The organism is Oceanobacillus sp. CF4.6 (genome assembly GCF_051262635.1).
Lineage (GTDB): Bacteria > Bacillota > Bacilli > Bacillales > Amphibacillaceae > Oceanobacillus.
Genome location: NZ_JBIMEX010000010.1, coordinates 35,171 through 52,794 on the forward strand (window position 1 = coordinate 35,171; position 17,624 = coordinate 52,794).

The 17,624-nt window shown below is 37.8% G+C and carries 17 protein-coding genes and 1 pseudogene; 15 read left to right on the forward strand and 3 right to left on the reverse strand.

Annotated features, from left to right (window positions below; genetic code table 11):
* Nucleotides 1-271: 271 nt before the first annotated feature.
* Entirely contained in the window at nt 272-1,048 is a 777-nt protein-coding gene (locus ACHABU_RS14830) for a DeoR/GlpR family DNA-binding transcription regulator (protein WP_435765716.1), read from the reverse strand.
* 274 nt (nt 1,049-1,322) lie between these two features.
* On the opposite strand from ACHABU_RS14830, the gene rpiB reads away from it, so the two are divergent.
* From rpiB to ACHABU_RS14905, 15 genes and pseudogenes are all read left to right on the forward strand, one after another.
* Nucleotides 1,323-1,814 (forward strand): ribose 5-phosphate isomerase B, encoded by a 492-nt coding sequence (gene rpiB, locus ACHABU_RS14835; protein ID WP_435765717.1) that lies wholly within the window; start codon nt 1,323-1,325, stop codon nt 1,812-1,814.
* Nucleotides 1,815-1,832: 18 nt separating this feature from the next.
* On the forward strand, nt 1,833-2,798 hold the full coding sequence (glpX, locus tag ACHABU_RS14840; protein ID WP_435765718.1) for a class II fructose-bisphosphatase: 966 nt from the start codon (nt 1,833-1,835) through the stop codon (nt 2,796-2,798).
* Nucleotides 2,799-3,063: 265 nt separating this feature from the next.
* Nucleotides 3,064-3,416, forward strand: a pseudogene (locus ACHABU_RS14845) (transaldolase family protein); the annotation flags it as partial.
* Nucleotides 3,417-3,434: 18 nt separating this feature from the next.
* Nucleotides 3,435-5,444: a transketolase gene (tkt, locus tag ACHABU_RS14850; RefSeq protein ID WP_435765719.1), complete on the forward strand. Its 2,010-nt coding sequence runs from the start codon at nt 3,435-3,437 to the stop codon at nt 5,442-5,444.
* Between the two features lie 167 nt (nt 5,445-5,611).
* Nucleotides 5,612-6,370 (forward strand): SDR family oxidoreductase, encoded by a 759-nt coding sequence (locus ACHABU_RS14855; RefSeq protein ID WP_435765720.1) that lies wholly within the window; start codon nt 5,612-5,614, stop codon nt 6,368-6,370.
* Between the two features lie 511 nt (nt 6,371-6,881).
* Nucleotides 6,882-7,901 (forward strand): LacI family DNA-binding transcriptional regulator, encoded by a 1,020-nt coding sequence (locus ACHABU_RS14860; RefSeq protein ID WP_435765721.1) that lies wholly within the window; start codon nt 6,882-6,884, stop codon nt 7,899-7,901.
* A gap of 40 nt (nt 7,902-7,941) precedes the next feature.
* Nucleotides 7,942-8,889: a sugar kinase gene (locus ACHABU_RS14865; protein WP_435765722.1), complete on the forward strand. Its 948-nt coding sequence runs from the start codon at nt 7,942-7,944 to the stop codon at nt 8,887-8,889.
* 21 nt (nt 8,890-8,910) lie between these two features.
* Complete coding sequence (locus ACHABU_RS14870) at nt 8,911-9,573, forward strand: bifunctional 4-hydroxy-2-oxoglutarate aldolase/2-dehydro-3-deoxy-phosphogluconate aldolase (RefSeq protein WP_435765723.1); 663 nt, start codon at nt 8,911-8,913, stop codon at nt 9,571-9,573.
* Complete coding sequence (locus ACHABU_RS14875; protein WP_435765724.1) at nt 9,563-9,877, forward strand: hypothetical protein; 315 nt, start codon at nt 9,563-9,565, stop codon at nt 9,875-9,877. Before ACHABU_RS14870 ends, ACHABU_RS14875 begins: the two co-directional genes overlap by 11 nt.
* Before the next feature lie 138 nt (nt 9,878-10,015).
* A complete protein-coding gene (locus ACHABU_RS14880; protein WP_435765725.1) occupies nt 10,016-10,564 on the forward strand; it encodes a TRAP transporter small permease in 549 nt (182 codons plus the stop codon).
* An 18-nt stretch (nt 10,565-10,582) separates the two neighbouring features.
* A complete protein-coding gene (locus ACHABU_RS14885) occupies nt 10,583-11,857 on the forward strand; it encodes a TRAP transporter large permease (protein ID WP_435765726.1) in 1,275 nt (424 codons plus the stop codon).
* A gap of 30 nt (nt 11,858-11,887) precedes the next feature.
* A complete protein-coding gene (gene dgoD, locus ACHABU_RS14890) occupies nt 11,888-13,036 on the forward strand; it encodes a galactonate dehydratase (RefSeq protein ID WP_435765727.1) in 1,149 nt (382 codons plus the stop codon).
* Between the two features lie 26 nt (nt 13,037-13,062).
* Entirely contained in the window at nt 13,063-13,740 is a 678-nt protein-coding gene (gene rpiA, locus ACHABU_RS14895; protein ID WP_435765728.1) for a ribose-5-phosphate isomerase RpiA, read from the forward strand.
* Nucleotides 13,741-13,780: 40 nt separating this feature from the next.
* Nucleotides 13,781-14,731, forward strand: a complete 951-nt coding sequence (locus ACHABU_RS14900; protein ID WP_435765729.1) for a sugar kinase — start codon at nt 13,781-13,783, stop codon at nt 14,729-14,731.
* Between the two features lie 36 nt (nt 14,732-14,767).
* Nucleotides 14,768-15,856 carry a TRAP transporter substrate-binding protein gene (locus ACHABU_RS14905; RefSeq protein ID WP_435765730.1) on the forward strand — a complete coding sequence of 363 codons (1,089 nt, stop codon included), beginning with the start codon at nt 14,768-14,770 and terminating at the stop codon, nt 15,854-15,856.
* 911 nt (nt 15,857-16,767) lie between these two features.
* Here ACHABU_RS14905 and ACHABU_RS14910 read toward each other — a convergent pair.
* Together ACHABU_RS14910 and dhaL are read right to left on the reverse strand one after the other, a co-directional pair.
* Nucleotides 16,768-16,971: a hypothetical protein gene (locus ACHABU_RS14910; RefSeq protein ID WP_435765731.1), complete on the reverse strand. Its 204-nt coding sequence runs from the start codon at nt 16,969-16,971 to the stop codon at nt 16,768-16,770.
* Nucleotides 16,972-16,982: 11 nt separating this feature from the next.
* On the reverse strand, nt 16,983-17,621 hold the full coding sequence (dhaL, locus tag ACHABU_RS14915) for a dihydroxyacetone kinase subunit DhaL (RefSeq protein ID WP_435765732.1): 639 nt from the start codon (nt 17,619-17,621) through the stop codon (nt 16,983-16,985).
* Nucleotides 17,622-17,624: the final 3 nt, after the last annotated feature.

The following is a 17,624-nucleotide window of genomic DNA, read 5'->3' on the forward strand; positions in this document are numbered from 1 at the left end:
AAATAAAAAAATATATATGAAAGATTTCAGAAATAAATAAGGAAAGTAATGAATATAAAAACAAATAGTATACCCATTTGGATTGCACCAGGCGGATGTGTATGTGTGGGGGTAGCCCTAAAAAGTTTGGTGAGAACTCTTAAAAGTCGTGCCACACTTTAAATTATCAGTAAGTAGACAGAATATCTTCCTTCCATTCCTTTAACCGATAAGAGCCAAAATAAAAAGGGATAGTGAAACATATACTTGTTTCTACTATCCCTTTTACATATTATTTTCCAACAATTATCTTCATATCATAAGAAGCTAGCTCATCTGCTATTTCTGTTGGTAATTTTTTGTCTGTTATCAATGTATCGATTTGACCGATTGTTGCGAAAGATGCAATGGAGCTATTTCCAACTTTGGTATGGTCTATAAGCGCGACGACTTTGTCTGCTTTTTGTACCATTTGTTTTTTTAGTTCTACTTCGTATACGTTAAAATCGGTGAGACCTTCGCCAATTGTAAATCCATTGGCTGATGTGAACATAACATCGATATTAATTTTATCTAAAATGGAACTGCCAAGAAGACCTTCCAATGCCATGGACCCCATTCGGGCAATACCACCAATTAGAATGACGTTCACATTTGGATTTTCTTTCAGCTCCATAGCGGTCATTAATCCATTTGTCACAACGGTTAGTCGCATATCTGTTTCCTTTAGTCGGCGTGCTAATTCTAAGGTAGTTGTACTAGCGTCTAGTAAAATACTATTTTTGTTTTCAATTAAGTTGATTGCCTTATTTGTGATGGATTTTTTATAATCAATGTTTTTCGTTGCCCGTTCAGAAAAGCTATTCATCGGGGTAGAACTTTCATTTAAAACAGCTCCACCGTGGGTTCTTGTTAATAATCCATCTTGTTCCATGATTTTTAAATCGGTTCGTAAAGTAGCTTCTGATACGTTTAAATTTTTGGCTAGATCTTTTACTGTGATACGTTTTTCTTTTTGAAGTTGGGTTAAAATTAATCCCCTTCTCTCTTCGGCAAACATTTTGCCCATCTTGTCACCTCTTATATCCGATATCGAGTTTAATATTTCTATCATATCATACCAGTAAATGAAAATAAAACAAAATAATTAAAAGTTAAATTTTGTTTTATTGAAGAAAACAGATATTTAATAAGTTTTTAACGAATAAACAACAAGTATAATTTATCGTTTGTTTTTGTTTTGAAAGTAAATGAATAAAAAGGTTGTAAAAAACGAAGGAATATAATAGAATTAGATTGGTAACGAAAACACATTTTTGTGAAACGAAAGGGGATTTTTTAAAATGAAGATAGCTATCGGTAGTGACCACAATGCCTTTGATTTGAAAGAAGTGATTAAAGAGTTTTTAGCAGATACAGAACATGAAGTAGTAGATTATGGATGCCACTCGAAAGATGCAGTAGATTATCCGGATGTGGCGTTTGACGTTTCCGCGGCTATTAGCGAAGGGAAAATAGACAGAGGGATATTAATTTGTGGAACAGGTATTGGTGTTTGTATTGCTGCAAACAAATATCCTGGTATCCGTGCAGCGCTAGCACATGATGTTTATTCAGCAGAAAGAGCACAGTTAAGTAATAACGCACAAATTATCACTTTGGGTTCACAAATTATTGGACCAGAAGTTGCGAAAAAAGTTGTAAATGCATACTTGAACGTAACCTGGGCAGAAGGATCGAAACGCAAGGTTGATAAAATAGTAGAAAAAGAACAAGAATTTGTTAGCCAAAATTTTAAAGAAGCAGTAGCGGGAAGTAATTGCAGTGTCAATTAAACCAAGAGGAGTGGTGTCATGCAATCCTTGTTATTAGATTTTCTAAAAGTAACCGAATCAGCAGCAGTTGCTGCAATGCCTTGGGTTGGTAGCGGAGATAAAATTGCTGCCGACGGGGCTGCAACGAATGCAATGCGTGAAAACTTAAACAAGATGAAAATGGATAGCACAATTGTAATTGGTGAAGGGGAAATTGACGAAGCTCCAATGCTCTATATTGGAGAAAAATTAGGTGCAGGTGGAGCGCATGAAGTGGACATTGCAGTTGATCCAATTGAAGGCACAACGCCAACGGTTAATGGTCAGGGCAATGCCATCACAGTTATTGCTGCAGCACCAAAAGGAACGTTATTACATGCACCTGATATGTACATGAAGAAAATTGCTGTTGGTCCTAAGGCGAAAGGGAAAATTGATATCGATGCACCAATTGAAGAGAACATAAAAGCTGTGGCGAAAGCAAATGGAAAAGCCGTAACAGAATTAAATGTCCTTATTCAAGATCGACCTAGACATAAAGATGATATTGATAGAATTCGAGAAACAGGAGCTAAAGTTCGATTGTTTAATGATGGGGATGTCATTTATGCAACAGCTACCTGTATCGAAAGTTTAAATGTCGATATGTTTCTAGGAATCGGCGGTGCTCCAGAAGGGGTATTAGGAGCGGTTGCAGTACGTTGTCTTGGCGGAGAGATGCAAGCGAAACTCTTGCCGAGGAATGATGAAGAAATACGAAGATGTAAGGAAATGGGAATAACGAATCATGAGAGCGTTTTACTTCATAGGGATTTAGTTCGTACAGATGATTGTGTATTTGTTGCAACAGGAATCACAGACAATCTTATAATTGATGGAATCGAAACGCAATATAACAACTACATCACCCATTCAATTCTCGTGAATGGTAGAGAAAAGCAAGTAAGATATGTGAAAAGTACGTATCCAGTTAAGCAGCTTACTTCTTCAAAGGCCACTATCTAGAAAAAGGTTGTTTTTGGGGAAATGTAAGCACTACTTTCTCGAAGCTTATGCCTTTTCTATCCAGATTGGTTTCAGTATTTTCCTGTAGATGTGAACTTTGGCGTTTTAATTGTGAACATCAGCGATATATTTATGAGCATCAGCAAAAAAAATGTGAACTTCAGCGAATTTCTTGTGAACATCGGCATTTAGCCCAAAAATAGCATAGAAGGCGCCTGAGTTTCAATAGATTAATGCCATGGTACCTCGCATTTTGTATCGAACCAAAACGAATGTGACACTTGTTTTCTCCGTTGCACAAGGGTTAATGGCTGCAAAAGCTGGGGCAACGTATGTTAGTCCGTTTGTCGGAAGAGTTGATGATATTGGGGAAGATGGGATTGAACTGATCTAAAATCTTAAAACAACATTACAAAACTATGGATAAGAAGCAAAGATTATTACTGCTAGTATCAGAACGATTGGTCATTTAGAAAAAGCTGCATTAGCTGGTGCGGATATTGCGACAATTCCAGGATCGCTTTTACCTAAGTTAAGGAAGCACCCGTTAACAGATAACGGAATTACATAGTTTTAGCAGATTGGGAAAAGGTTCCGAAAAAGGCTGAAACTTTATAATAGAAAGGTATGGTAAAAATGCCAACAACGACTTCTGTAGAACAATTGTCAATTAATACAATTCGTACACTTTCCATTGATGCCATCGAAAAAGCAAACTCAGGACATCCTGGCTTACCAATGGGTGCAGCACCAATGGCGTACACACTATGGACGGAATTTATGACTCATAATTCGAAACATTCAAAATGGTTTAACCGTGATCGATTTGTCCTTTCAGCAGGTCATGGCTCGATGCTTCTATATAGTTTGCTTCATCTATCTGGTTACGATGTTTCCATGGATGACCTAAAGAATTTCCGTCAGTGGGGTTCGAAAACGCCAGGACATCCAGAAGTTCATCATACAGATGGGGTAGAAACTACGACTGGACCGCTTGGACAAGGAATTGCGACTGCTGTTGGGATGGCGATGGCAGAAGCACATCTAGGTGCAACGTATAATAAAGAAGGCTTTCCAGTAGTTGATCACTTTACGTATGCACTCGTTGGTGATGGCGATTTAATGGAAGGAATCTCACATGAAACAGCTTCCCTTGCTGGACATCTTGGCTTAGGGAAACTTGTTGTTCTTTATGACTCCAATGACATTTCTCTTGATGGGGATTTGAACAGATCCTTCTCAGAAAATATAGGAGAGCGTTTTAGCTCATATGGTTGGCAAGTCCTTCGTGTGGAAGATGGGAATAATGTCGATGACTTACAAGCTGCGATCAAGCAAGCAAAAGGTAACCTGGAGCGACCAACATTAATTGAAGTGAAAACGGTGATTGGCTTTGGTTCGCCAAACAAATCAGGTTCTTCTGATTCCCATGGTGCACCACTTGGTGAAGAGGAAGTAAAACTGACAAAGGAAAATTACAACTGGGAGCATAAGACTTTTCATGTGCCAAATGAAGTATATGCAGACTTCAATGAAAAAGTAGTGAAAAAAGGTACACTTGCTGAAAACGACTGGAACAAGTTGCTTGAAGATTACAAAGCAGCATTCCCAGAAGAAGGCAAAGAATTGCAATTAGCAATTAATGGAGAATTGCCATTAAACTGGGATTCAGAACTTCCTACTTATGAGGCTGGGTCATCTCTTGCAACACGCGCTTCTTCTGGTGAAGTATTAAATGCGATTGCAAAAACAGTACCGAATTTTATCGGCGGAAGTGCAGATTTAGCTGGTTCAAATAAAACAACAATTAAAGATGTCGCTGATTTTTCAAAAGAAGACTATGCTGGTAGAAATATTTGGTTCGGTGTTCGTGAATTTGCGATGGCAGCAGCATTAAACGGAATGGCGCTTCATGGCGGGGTAAATGTATTTGGAGGAACATTCTTCGTATTTAGTGACTACCTCCGTCCGGCTGTTCGACTTTCTGCTTTAATGAAGTTACCGGTGACATATGTGTGGACACATGATTCGATTGCGGTTGGAGAAGATGGACCAACACATGAGCCTGTTGAACATTTAGCATCCTATCGCGTAATGTCAGGATTATCACTTATTCGTCCTGCTGATGCGAACGAAACACAAGCAGCATGGAGATTGGCTGTCGAATCAAAAGATAAACCAACTGCATTGGTTCTAACCCGTCAGAACCTACCTACATTAGAAGGTACGAAAGAAAATGCATATGACGGTGTGAAAAAAGGTGCATATGTTGTAAGTGAATCTGCAAAAGAAATGCCAGATGCATTAATTCTTGCGGCTGGTTCAGAAGTTCAATTGGCAGTGAAAGCTCAGACTACTCTACGAGAAAAAGGTGTGGATGTGCGGGTTGTCAGCATGCCATCATGGGATCGCTATGAAGAACAAGACAAAGCATACAAAGATTCCATTCTCTTACCAAACGTGAAAAAACGACTAGCTGTTGAAATGGCCTCTCCATTTGGTTGGGATCGTTATGTTGGGGATGAAGGAAGCATTCTTGGTATCAATACCTTTGGTGCATCCGGAGAAGGGAATCGCGTGATGCAAGAATATGGTTTCACGGTTGAGAATGTTGTGAAGCATGTTGAGGACTTGTTAGAAAAATAATTTTATATTGTAAAGCTCCTATAGGTTATAACAGATCTACCCGGGAGTTTTTTTGTTAAATATAATATGAAAATAAATGATTACGGTACAAAAAAACTTACGAGTAATTATAAGATATCATGAGTAGTATTTTGAAGAAATTTAAAGTATATAGAGGGAGGATGAAAATGCTAAATTTATTTTCGTTAGAAGGAAAAGTAGCGGCTATAACGGGTGCTACTAGGGGGATTGGCCGTTCGCTAGCTATCGGTTTAGCTGAAGCGGGTGCAGATATTGCGCTGCTGCAAAGAGATCCATCCCAAGTCAATGTAAAAGAAGATATTGAGTTGCTCGGGAGAAAATGTGAAATCATACCATGTGATTTATTGGATATGGAACAAGTAAAAAATGCTGTTCCAACAGTAATTGAGAAAATGGGCAAATTAGATATCTTAGTCAATAATGGTGGGATTCAACGGAGATCACCTGCAACAGAGTTTTCAGAAGAAGATTGGGATGATGTCATTAATGTCAACCTGAAAGCAGTCTGGATGTTAGCGCAAAAAGCTGGTCAACATATGGTACCGAGAAAGAAAGGAAAGATTATTAACATCGCTTCTTTAAATTCATATCAAGGTGGGATTACGATTCCTGCTTACGCATCGGCAAAAGGAGGGGTAGCCCAACTAACGAAAGCCTTAGCTAATGAATGGGCACAGCACAATGTGAATGTGAATGCAATTGCTCCAGGATACGTAGCAACGGATATGAATGAGGCGTTAATTCATGATAATACCCGTAGCAGACAAATTATGGAGCGAATCCCAGCGGCCAGGTGGGGTGCACCAGATGATTTTAAAGGAACGATTGTTTACCTAGCTTCTGATGCATCTAACTATGTACATGGACATCTATTATCTGTTGATGGTGGCTGGCTAGGGAGGTAAATGAGCCTTCAGATAGTGGTATAAGTTACCGAATGGGGAGTTGTTTGCCTTGTTCGGTACTTCACCCCCCATGAGTGACCGAATGAAGAGATTTCCATTCCATTCGGTACATCATTCTCCTGTTGAGCTACCGAGCGTGGTCAGCAAAGGTATCTCCTCTAAAAGTAGCAAAACTTTTAAGTTACTTAAATATTGTCGATTTAATTTTCTAATCCTTCCTTTACCTTTTTATTGTTAGTGTTTGTTACTATATAAGATAAATAACAGTCATTTTATACAAAAATGTGATAAAAAGTGAAAAAAAGTAAAAAAAAGACTTGTAAAACGCTTACAAAGAAATTATACTATATTTAATAGAAATTCGATTTAAAAAATAATTTGATTTTTTAGTAAATCGGTTTAGTAAGCTATCAATCTATTGTCTATTTAATAAGTATGGGAGAGTGTTAGATAACAGTTTCTCAATAGTTGGTTTCTGGGAAGTGACAGCGTTTCCAGTTGGAGGTAATCAATGAAGACGGTAACTATTGGTGATGTAGCAAAACGTGCTGGAGTTTCTAAAAGTACAGTTTCTCAATATTTAAATGGTCGCTATGAATACATGGCCGTAGAAACGAAAGAACGGATTAAAAAGATAATTGCAGAACTAGACTACAATCCAAATAAAATTGCTAGAAGTCTGAAACAGAAAAAGACGACAACGATTGGAGTAATTTTAGCTAATATTTTGTATAGCTTCAATACAAAGGTAATGAGGGCCATTGAGGATATATGTAACGAATCAGGTTATCATGTCATTATTTGTAATGCAGACGATAATCCAGAAAAAGAAAAACGTTACATTGAAATGCTGCTATCCAAACAAGTTGATGGAATTATAGCGATGCCAACCAGTAGTAATATTGAACTATATCAAAAGTTATGGAAGAGAAATTTTCCACTTGTTTTTATTGACCGGATTCTACCGGATATGAAAGTTAGTACCATGCTATTAGATAATGAAAAAGCAACTAAATTATGCGTCGGTGAGCTCGCGGGTAATGGTTATGAAAAAATCGCTATTATGACAATGACTCCTGCAACGAGTACTCCAAGAAGGGAACGTCTCGTTGGTTATAAAAAAGCAGTGGAGGAATATGGAGTATATACTAATGGAGATTATGTTATTGCTTCTCCAATTAAGGAAATGCAGATAAGGTTAGAAAACTTAATGGAATCACAAAATCGACCAGAAGCGTTGATTGCAACCAACGACTTAACATTGATGGAAATTCTAAAATATGTAAGGGTTAACAATCTGAAAGTACCAGAGGATTTAGCCCTCATTGGAATTGATGAAATCTCCTTTGCTGATATTTACACTCCTTCTTTATCAACGATTGCCCAGCCAACCTTTGAAATTGGAGCAGGAGCAGCTGAATTATTAATTGAAAAAATAAATGGAAAAGAACTTGATAAAGGGAATGTTCACCGGTTTGAACCAGAATTAATAAGAAGATTTTCTTCTGTAAAAATCGAATTAGATGTATAGATAATGGAAACATGCAGAACACATGGAGGGGGGACAATTCATGGATGTGATTACAATTGGTGAGACGATGGTGCTATTCACCCCAAATACCCAAGGGCATATGCGATATGCATCTAACTTTTCAAGGAGATTCGGTGGAGCTGAAACAAATGTTGCTATCGGATTATCCAAGCTAGGACATAAAGCTGGTTGGATTAGCCGAGTAGGGAATGATGAATTTGGAAAAGCAATTCTGTCCTTTTTAAGGGGAGAAGGTGTTGATGTCAGTCAAGTTCAATATGATGATGCGGCGCCGACAGGCTTGTACTTTAAAGAAAAACGTACAGTATCTGAGTTCCGAATTCAGTATTATCGTAAAGGTTCCGCTGCAAGCAAAATGCGTGCAGGCGACATAAATGAGGCTTACTTGAAACGAGCTAAGTATTTACATGTTACAGGAATTACCCCTGCTTTGAGTGAATCTTGTTATGAAGCGATCGTTTATGCAATAAAATTAGCAAAAAAGAATGGTGTTACGGTAGTATTTGACCCGAATTTGAGAAAGAATTTGTGGCCAGAAGAAAGAGCAAGAGAAGTGCTTCAAGAACTAGTTTCATACGCTGATATCGTTCTACCCGGGGTGGAAGAAGGAGCGTTTCTTTACGGTACGAAAGATCCCATTGAAATTGGGAAACGTATTTTAGAAACTGGTGCATCATTAGCGGTAATTAAAACGGGTTCAGAAGGCGCTTACTACGTAACAGAAGAAAAGTCAGAACATGTACCTGTTGTTGCAGCTAGTGAAATAAGTGACCCGGTTGGTGCAGGAGATGGATTTTGTGCAGGCCTACTTTCTGGACTACTGGATGGATTATCGATAAAAAAAAGCGTTGCTCGTGGTAATCTTATCGGTTCCGTTGTTGTAAAAGTCGATGGGGATGTCGAAGGATTACCGGATCGAAGTGAGCTAACGAAATACCAGTCACATATTGAAGATGTTAGTAGATAGGCTGAAATTGGAGGGGAAACAATGGATGGTATAAGCAGAATTAAAGAGAATGGGATTGTTGCTATTATCCGTGGGCAAAAACGTGAAAATATTGTATATATTCTAGAAGCGCTTTTAAAAGGGGGCATTCGTACAGTAGAAGTTACAGCTGACACGCCTGGAATAACATTTGCTATTGAAGAAGCAGTTAAAGAGTTTGGCGATGAAATGTATATTGGTGCAGGAACTGTTCTAGACCCTGAAACTGCAAAGCTTGTTATTAACAGTGGTGCGAAATTCGTCATTTCTCCGACTACAAATGTTGAAACAATTCGTCTAACGAAGCGTTACGGAGTGTTAAGTATGCCTGCTGCAATGACACCGACTGAAATTTTAACTGCTTATGAAGCGGGGGCCGATGTAATCAAACTCTTCCCTGCAAGAAGCTTAGGAGCAAGTTATATCAAGGATGTACGTGGACCATTACCTCAAGTCCCAATCCTTCCAACTGGAGGAATTGAACTTGAAAATATGAACGAATTTTTCCGTGCTGGTGCTATTGGTGTTGGTATAGGTAGTTCCTTGGTGAAAGGAAATATGACTGCTACACCTGAGGAATTAATGGAATTAACAACTCGAGCAAAACTCTATGCCGACAAGTTTGTTGAGTTAAAACAAAAAGGAATTGTCTCAAATGGCGTTTAAAGTATTGTTTTCTGATTTCGAGTATGACTCTCTCGAAATAGAAGAAAGCTTAATTAGAGAACAAATTCCTGATGTTGAGTTTGTTTATGCCCAATGTCGGACAGAAGAAGTTATCGAAGTTGCCAAAGATATTGATGCAATCATTAATCAATATGCACCACTAGGTAGAAAGGTTATTGAAAGTTTAACAGATTGTAAGGTAATTGCACGATATGGAATTGGCTTCAACACAATTGATGTACAAGATGCAACGGAAAAAAATATAACGGTGTGTAATGTAAAGGATTACTGTGTGAAAAATTAATTGTATGGAAAATGTAGTGCAAATAGCTATTACTGAAGTTTTCTTGAAATCTTTTCTGAAGAAGAAAGGATGTACTAGAATGTTTACCTTCCCTAATAAGCTTGTTCTATTAAACTATTTTTGAAAGCGAGGATAACCATGAAAATAATCAAATGGCTTGATGAACACTTAGAGGAATCGTTATTAATTGTTCTAAGTACTGTAATGACCGCTTCAATAACTATACAAGTGTTTATGCGATATGCGTTGAACTCCTCACTATCATGGTCCGAAGAATTAGCTCGTTATTGTTTCATATGGTTAGTTTATATCGGAATTAGCTATGGTGTGAAAAAGCAAAAACACATTAAAGTGGATGTTGTATTGCAGTTTATAAAAAACAAACAGAAGGTTGTTTTGGGCCTTATTGCTAACTTAATCTTTTTGGCCTTTTCACTATTAGTTATCGTATATGGATATGACATTGCTCAACAACTTTTAGGTTGGGGACAGACTTCTCCTGCATTACATGTTCCAATGGGGTTTGTTTATATGGCTACACCTGTTGGCTTTGCTTTAACTTCCATTCGTCTTATCCAACAAATTTTTTATCAAATATTAACACTTATGGGTAAACGGGAATTCGAAGTGAAGACGGAGCAAGATTTTGTAATGGAAGAGACAATAGAGGATAAAAATCAAAAATAAACAAAGGAGGTTATACATATGACAATTGCAGTTTTATTTGGAAGCTTTGTTTTATTTTTACTTTTAAGTGTTCCAGTTGGGATTGCTTTAGGAATATCTACTTTAGTAACAATTGTTTACTCTGGATCTGTACCAATTGAATTTTTGGTACAAGGTTTAGTTACTTCGGTTGATAATTTCCCCATTATGGCTGTTCCATTCTTTATTCTTGCTGGTGGAATCATGAGTAAAGGTGGAATTTCTGAACGACTATTTAAAGTTGCTAACTCGATGGTAGGTAATATTACCGGTGGATTTGCAATCGCTACCATTGTTACGTGTATGTTTTTTGCAGCTATTTCAGGATCTGCTCCTGCAACGGTTGCTGCTATTGGAGGTATCATGATTCCTGCAATGGTAAAACAAGGTTATGATCGTACTTTTTCTGCGGCAGTTGTTGCGGCGGCAGGGTCACTAGGTGTAATTATTCCTCCTAGTATTCCAATGGTTATTTATGGAACATCGTCCGCTTCATCCATTGGTGATCTGTTTATGGCTGGTATTATTCCTGGTCTCATAATTTGTTTTGCTTTAAGTGCTTATGCATATTATTTCTCGAAGAAAAATGGATATAAAGGGAGCGGTGAAAAGTTCTCTTTCAAAAATATTCTTAAATCTATTTGGGATGCGAAATGGGCACTTTCCATTCCAATTATTATTTTAGGTGGTATTTATGGTGGATTTTTCACACCGACTGAAGCTGCAGCTATAGCGGTATTCGTTGGACTGATAGCAGGGTTATTCATCTATAAAGAATTAAAATGGAAACATTTGCCACGCGTTTTTATTGACTCAGCTTTAACAACAGCAACCGTGTTAATTATTGTCGGAACTGCGACTGCATTTGGAAGACTACTTACAGTTGAACAAATTCCAAATCAAATTGCCGAGTGGATTCTATCTATCTCTGATAGCCCAACTATTGTCATGCTCTTAATTCTAATTTTACTTTTAATTGTTGGATGTTTCATGGATACGCTTGCAGCAATTATTATCCTGACTCCAATTCTATTACCAATTGTGACAAGCCTAGGCTTTGATCCAATTCACTTCGGTATCATCATGGTTATCGGGTTATCGGTAGGTTTCATTACACCACCAGTTGGAGTAAACCTTTTTGTTGCACAAGGTATATCCGGTGTATCGTTTGAATCACTGGTGAGGAGAATCATACCATTTATCTTTGTAATGATTATTACATTACTAATTATTACCTATATCCCGCAACTATCGCTCATATTGATAGGGAAGTAATAGCTTAATATTCGAACTAGGAGGGATTGTGTGAGAATAACAAAGTTGGAATGCTTTTTAGTTCCGCCAAGATGGTGTTTTCTAAAAGTTGAGACAGACGAAGGAATTATTGGTTGGGGTGAGCCCGTTATCGAAGGACGGGCACAAACTGTAAAAGCAGCAGTAATGGATTTGCAAGATTATCTTATAGGAAAGAACCCACTCCATATTCAGGATACGTGGAATGTTCTCTATCGGGCCGGCTTCTACCGGGGTGGTCCGATCCTTATGAGTGCGATCGCTGGAATTGACCAAGCACTTTGGGATATTAAAGGAAAGTATTATGACGCACCGGTATATGAATTATTAGGCGGTAAAGTAAGAGATAAAATGCGTGTCTATACTTGGATTGGTGGGGATCGTCCATCTGATGTTGGTGGAGCTGCAAAACAGGCGGCAGAAAATGGATTTACTGCAATAAAAATGAATGCGACTGAAGAGCTCCAATACATTGATTCTTATAAAAAGGTTGATGAAACTATTGCAAGGGTAGATGCGATTCGGAATGAAGCAGGGGCTGATATCGGAATAGGTATTGATTTTCATGGCCGCGTTCATAAACCAATGGCAAAGATTTTGATGAAAGAATTAGAGCCCTACCGACCGATGTTTGTAGAAGAACCGGTGTTACCAGAGAACAATGAAGCCTTAAAAGAGTTAGCAAAAGTCTCTTCTGTTCCAATTGCAACAGGAGAAAGAATGTACTCAAGATGGGATTTTAAACAGGTATTGCAAGAAGGTGCAGTGGACATCATTCAACCGGATTTATCTCATGCAGGAGGAATTACGGAAACGATGAAAATAGCAGCTATGGCTGAGGCCTATGATGTAGCCCTTGCTCCACATTGTCCATTAGGTCCGATTGCATTAGCGGCATGCTTACAAGTGGATGCGGTTTCACATAACGCCTTTATTCAAGAACAAAGCATGGGAATTCACTATAACAAAGGAAATGACCTCCTTGATTACGTTGTAGATAAAAGTGTCTTCCAATTTGAAAATGGTTATGTGCAACTTCCTGAGAAGGCAGGACTTGGTGTAGAAATTGACGAGGATTTTGTTCGCCAACTTGCTGAAGTCGGACATTCATGGAAAAACCCAGTTTGGCGCCATGCTGACGGTAGCGTCGCTGAATGGTAATCATACAAAACTAAAGGAGTTTACAAATGGAACAAATAGATCTAGAAAAGAAATTAGCAGCTGAGGCATCCGTTGATTTTATCAAAGATGGGATGGTGGTTGGTTTAGGATCTGGTTCCACCGTGAACTGGATGGTGCGTAAATTAGGTGAGAAGGTAAAGGAAGGCTTTAATATTAAAGGAATTCCTTCATCGAAAAAAACAGAGCGACTTGCACTGGAAGTAGGTGTTCCATTGACTGATTTTGCTTCCGTTGATCGTATTGATATAGCGATTGATGGAGCTGATGAAATAGATAGAAATCTAAACTTACTAAAAGGCGGTGGTGGATCTTTAGTTAGAGAAAAGATAGTCGATGTAAATGCGGATCAGTTCATTGTTATTGTCGATCAATCGAAGGTAGTTGAAGAACTCGGTGAATTCCCTTTACCTATAGAGGTATTACAATTTGGCTGGGAAATCACAGCCAAAAAGATTGCAGAATTAGGTGGGGATCCTGTTATAAGAATTAAAGACGAAAAACGATTTATTTCTGATAATGGGAACTATATTTTGGATTGTAAGTTTGACAAAATATCCGAACCGGAAGAGCTGCATGAAAAATTGAAACGGCTTACAGGTGTTGTTGAGACAGGTATTTTTACCAATATGGTTGATAAGGTGATCATTGGTAGAAAAGATGAAGTAGAGGTTTTAACGAAGTAGCTTTAGCTTACCCAATGATTGCTTGAAAGGGGGTGTAAACTTGCATGACGTGATTACCATTGGCGAGTCCATGGTTACACTTAGTCCCAGTGTTAAAGGAAGATTAAAGTTTGCCAATACCTTTGAAAAAAAGGTAGGTGGTGCGGAACTAAATGTTGCGATTGGTTGTTCTCGTCTAGGTCTTCATACAGGATGGATCAGTAGACTTGGAAAAGATGATTTTGGTGAGTATATTCTAAATTTCGCTCGCGGTGAAGGGGTGGATGTTTCCCAAATAGGCTTAGTCAATGATTATCCTACATCACTGAACTTTAAAGAAATCAGGGCAGATGGGACGACAAAAACGATATACTATCGGGATAAGTCACCAATATTAACTTTAAGGCCAGAGGATTTAGATGAGTCCTATATTAAGCAAGCGAAACTTCTTCATCTAACGGGCATTTACCCTGCAATAAATCCCGTGAATATTCCAGTAATAGAACGAGCGATTGATTTAGCAAAAAAACATGGTGTCAAAGTCTCACTCGATCCAAATATTCGTCTAAGAATGTGGAGTAAGGAAGAAGCGAGGGAAGTACTTCGAAACTTACTTCCAAAGGTTGATATTTTGCTAGCTGGTGACGAGGAAATGGACATCATTATTGGTGAAAAAGACCCGAAAAGAATCATTAGTGAAGTGAAGGACATGGGGGTTTCCTTTATAGCGATCAAGCAGGGCGATAAAGGTTCTGTAGGATATTACAATGGTGAAATTGTGGAAGCTCCTGCTATTAAAGCTAGCAATGTAATCGATACCGTGGGTGCTGGTGATGGATTTGATGCTGGAGTCTTGTATGGAATTGTTCAAAATTGGTCATTGGAAAAAACACTTACATTTGCCAACGCTATTGGCTCGATGGTTGTAAGTGTTGTTGGAGACAATGAGGGATTACCAAGTTATGAAGAAGTACTAGAAAAACTTGGTGAAAAGGAATTTATTGAAAGATAATTTTTTAAAATAAAAACATTTTCTAGGAGGAACATTATGAAGAAATTAGCATTTCTTTTAACAACTTTATTTCTAGTATTATTACTTGCAGCATGTGGTGGAGATAACGCTTCATCTGATAGTGAAGGTAGCGATGATAGTGAAGCAACTGGTGAGGAAGCAGCAGAGGAAGCTTCTAGCAATGTAGCAGCGGGTGATGCGGAATATACAATCCGCGCAAGTATTGGACTTAACTCTGAGCATCCACAATATAAAGGTTTGTTGAAATTTAAAGAAATTGTAGAAGCAGAAACAGATGGGGCAGTTGCAGTAGAAACATATCATAGTGGTCAATTAGGTGATGACCGTACAGCGATGGAAGCTTTACAACTTGGTTCACAAGAAGTAACGGTTCCTTCTACAGCACCTGTTGCAAACTTTATTCCTGAATATGCAGTATTTGATATTCCATTCTTATTCCCCAATGAACAAGTAGCAGACGCGGTTCTTGATGGAGAAGTTGGTACGAAACTTTTAGAAATGTTAGATGAGCAAAACCTTGTAGGGCTAGCATATTGGGAAAATGGATTCCGTGATATGTCCAATAGTACTCGTCCTATCGAATCCATTGCTGATTTTGATGGTTTAAAAATCCGCACAATGGAAAATGATTTGCACTTAGCAGCATTCCGTGAATTAGGAGCAAACCCAACACCAATGGCATTTACAGAACTTTTCACAGCATTACAACAAGGAACTGTTGATGGACAAGAGAACCCACTTTCTACTATTTATTTAGAAGGGTTCCATGAAGTACAAGATTATGTATCTAACACACACCATATTTATACACCGTTTGTATTCTTAGTAAGTAAACCATTCTATGATGGTCTACCAGCAGAATACCAAGAAATTTTAAGAAGTGCAGCAGTTGAAGCTGGTCAATACCAAAGAGAAATTAACCGTGAAGCAAACGAAGATTACAAGCAAGGTTTAATCGATGAAGGCGTTGAGTTCACAGAGATGTCTGACGAAGCAATAGCTGAAATGCGTGAAGCAGTACAACCAGTAATCGAAGAATTTTCAGAGACAATTGGTAAAGACTTAGTAGAAGAAATAAATCAAGCAGTTGAAGATGCACAATAATAGAGTAGAGTAATAGGGTAGTATAAATTCCCCCATAACTAAATAAATTTCGAGAGTTATCTCGATAAACTTTTTATTAAAAGAGGACCAGTGACTATGAAGCCACTGAAAGTCCTCATGAAAAAAGGCATAGTTCTCAATAAAAAGAGAATTATGCCTTTTTTAGCTAGTTGGCTGGTGTGATTGCGGTATTGAACTGAACTCATACCAGTCAATTATTGCTTAATGCGTTTGTTATTATAGTAATTTATATTTCTCTTAATCTTGCCTTTTAGTTCTTCAAAAGAACACATGCCTCTCCGTAATACATCTTTTGTTTTAGTAAGCCAAAGAAGTTTTCTATTGGTGAATTATCTAAACAATTTCCTTTTCTATACATACTTTTTAAATACTTTATTTTGTTTAAGGGTTTTTATCTATTTTTTATGTTGATAATGCCATCCTTGATCAGAATGTATAGTTGGTCTGTACTTTGAGTCTTTTACGATTACCAGTGCTTCTTCTAAGGGTTCTATTTTCGCAACTATACCAACAGTACCTTTGTAAGAACTGGTTTCTCAATTCTAGATGAATACGACGGTAACCATGACTTCCGTTATTTTCATCGAAAATGGTTTGGATAAGCCTTCCAGTACTTGATCTGTGTTATCTTCCTTCATCATTTTTAGATGATAATGGTAAGAGCATTCCAGGGATACCGACTACGTGTAAACATCTTTTAATTTGAATTTTTCTTTGAGTTCGAGAGGGGGATACTTCATGCCGAAGGGCTGTTTCCATCTCTGAAAACCTGTTCACTCTATAAAGCTTAATACATCTAGCTTAAATTGAACAGAGTAAGTTTGCTTACAATTTGTACTTATTAAACTATCAGCACCCAATTTCTCATATAGTTGTATTTATCTACCGACTTACGATTTAGATTTTATACCCTGTTTCTTAGCTATTTGTCTAATTCCTAAATATCCATGTTGATATTCCTTAGCTACTTTTATCATTAAATCATTACTATATTTTGCCACGATAAAATACCCCGAAAAGTATATTCCGATAAACAGGAAAAAAGAAGCTGTTCCAAAGGGTATCATATCACCATTAGGAACAGCTTCTTTCATTCGTATTTATTTTATGCATGTACTTTTGCAAAATCTAAGAATGCTTTTAAGATCATGTGAGCAGAAGTTGCTCCTGGGTCTTGAGCACCTTTCGAGCGTTCACCAAGACGGCTAGAACGGCCAATTTTTGATACTAAATCAGTTGTTGATTTCATTCCTTTTTCTCCAGCTTCTACTGCCGATTCAAATGCAGGAATAAATTCTTGATCAAAATTTTCTACTAATGCTTCTAAAGCCGGGATTAATGTATCCATCATTGTTTTATCCCCTACTTTTGCATTACCACGTTCTTGCACACCATTAATAAATGCAATCCAATATGCAACTAGGTCTACATTGTTTAACACAGATTTACCTTTTACGGCTTTTCCTCCGCGCATGAAACCAGTTGCATAAAGTGGACCAACAGAAGACCCAACTGCATTCAAGAATGTCATTCCAACAGTAGAACTAATTTTCCCACAGTCTGTTTCTTCTGCAAGTTTTCCGTTCAGCTGTTCGTTTACCGCTTGCCAACCAATAGACATGGTAACCCCATGGTCCCCGTCGCCTAATTTTCGATCAAGGTCACAAAGATAATCTTTTTCCTTTTCCATTATTTCTACAACTTCTTTAAAATAATTAATTAATTCTTTTGCAGTTATATTCATAGA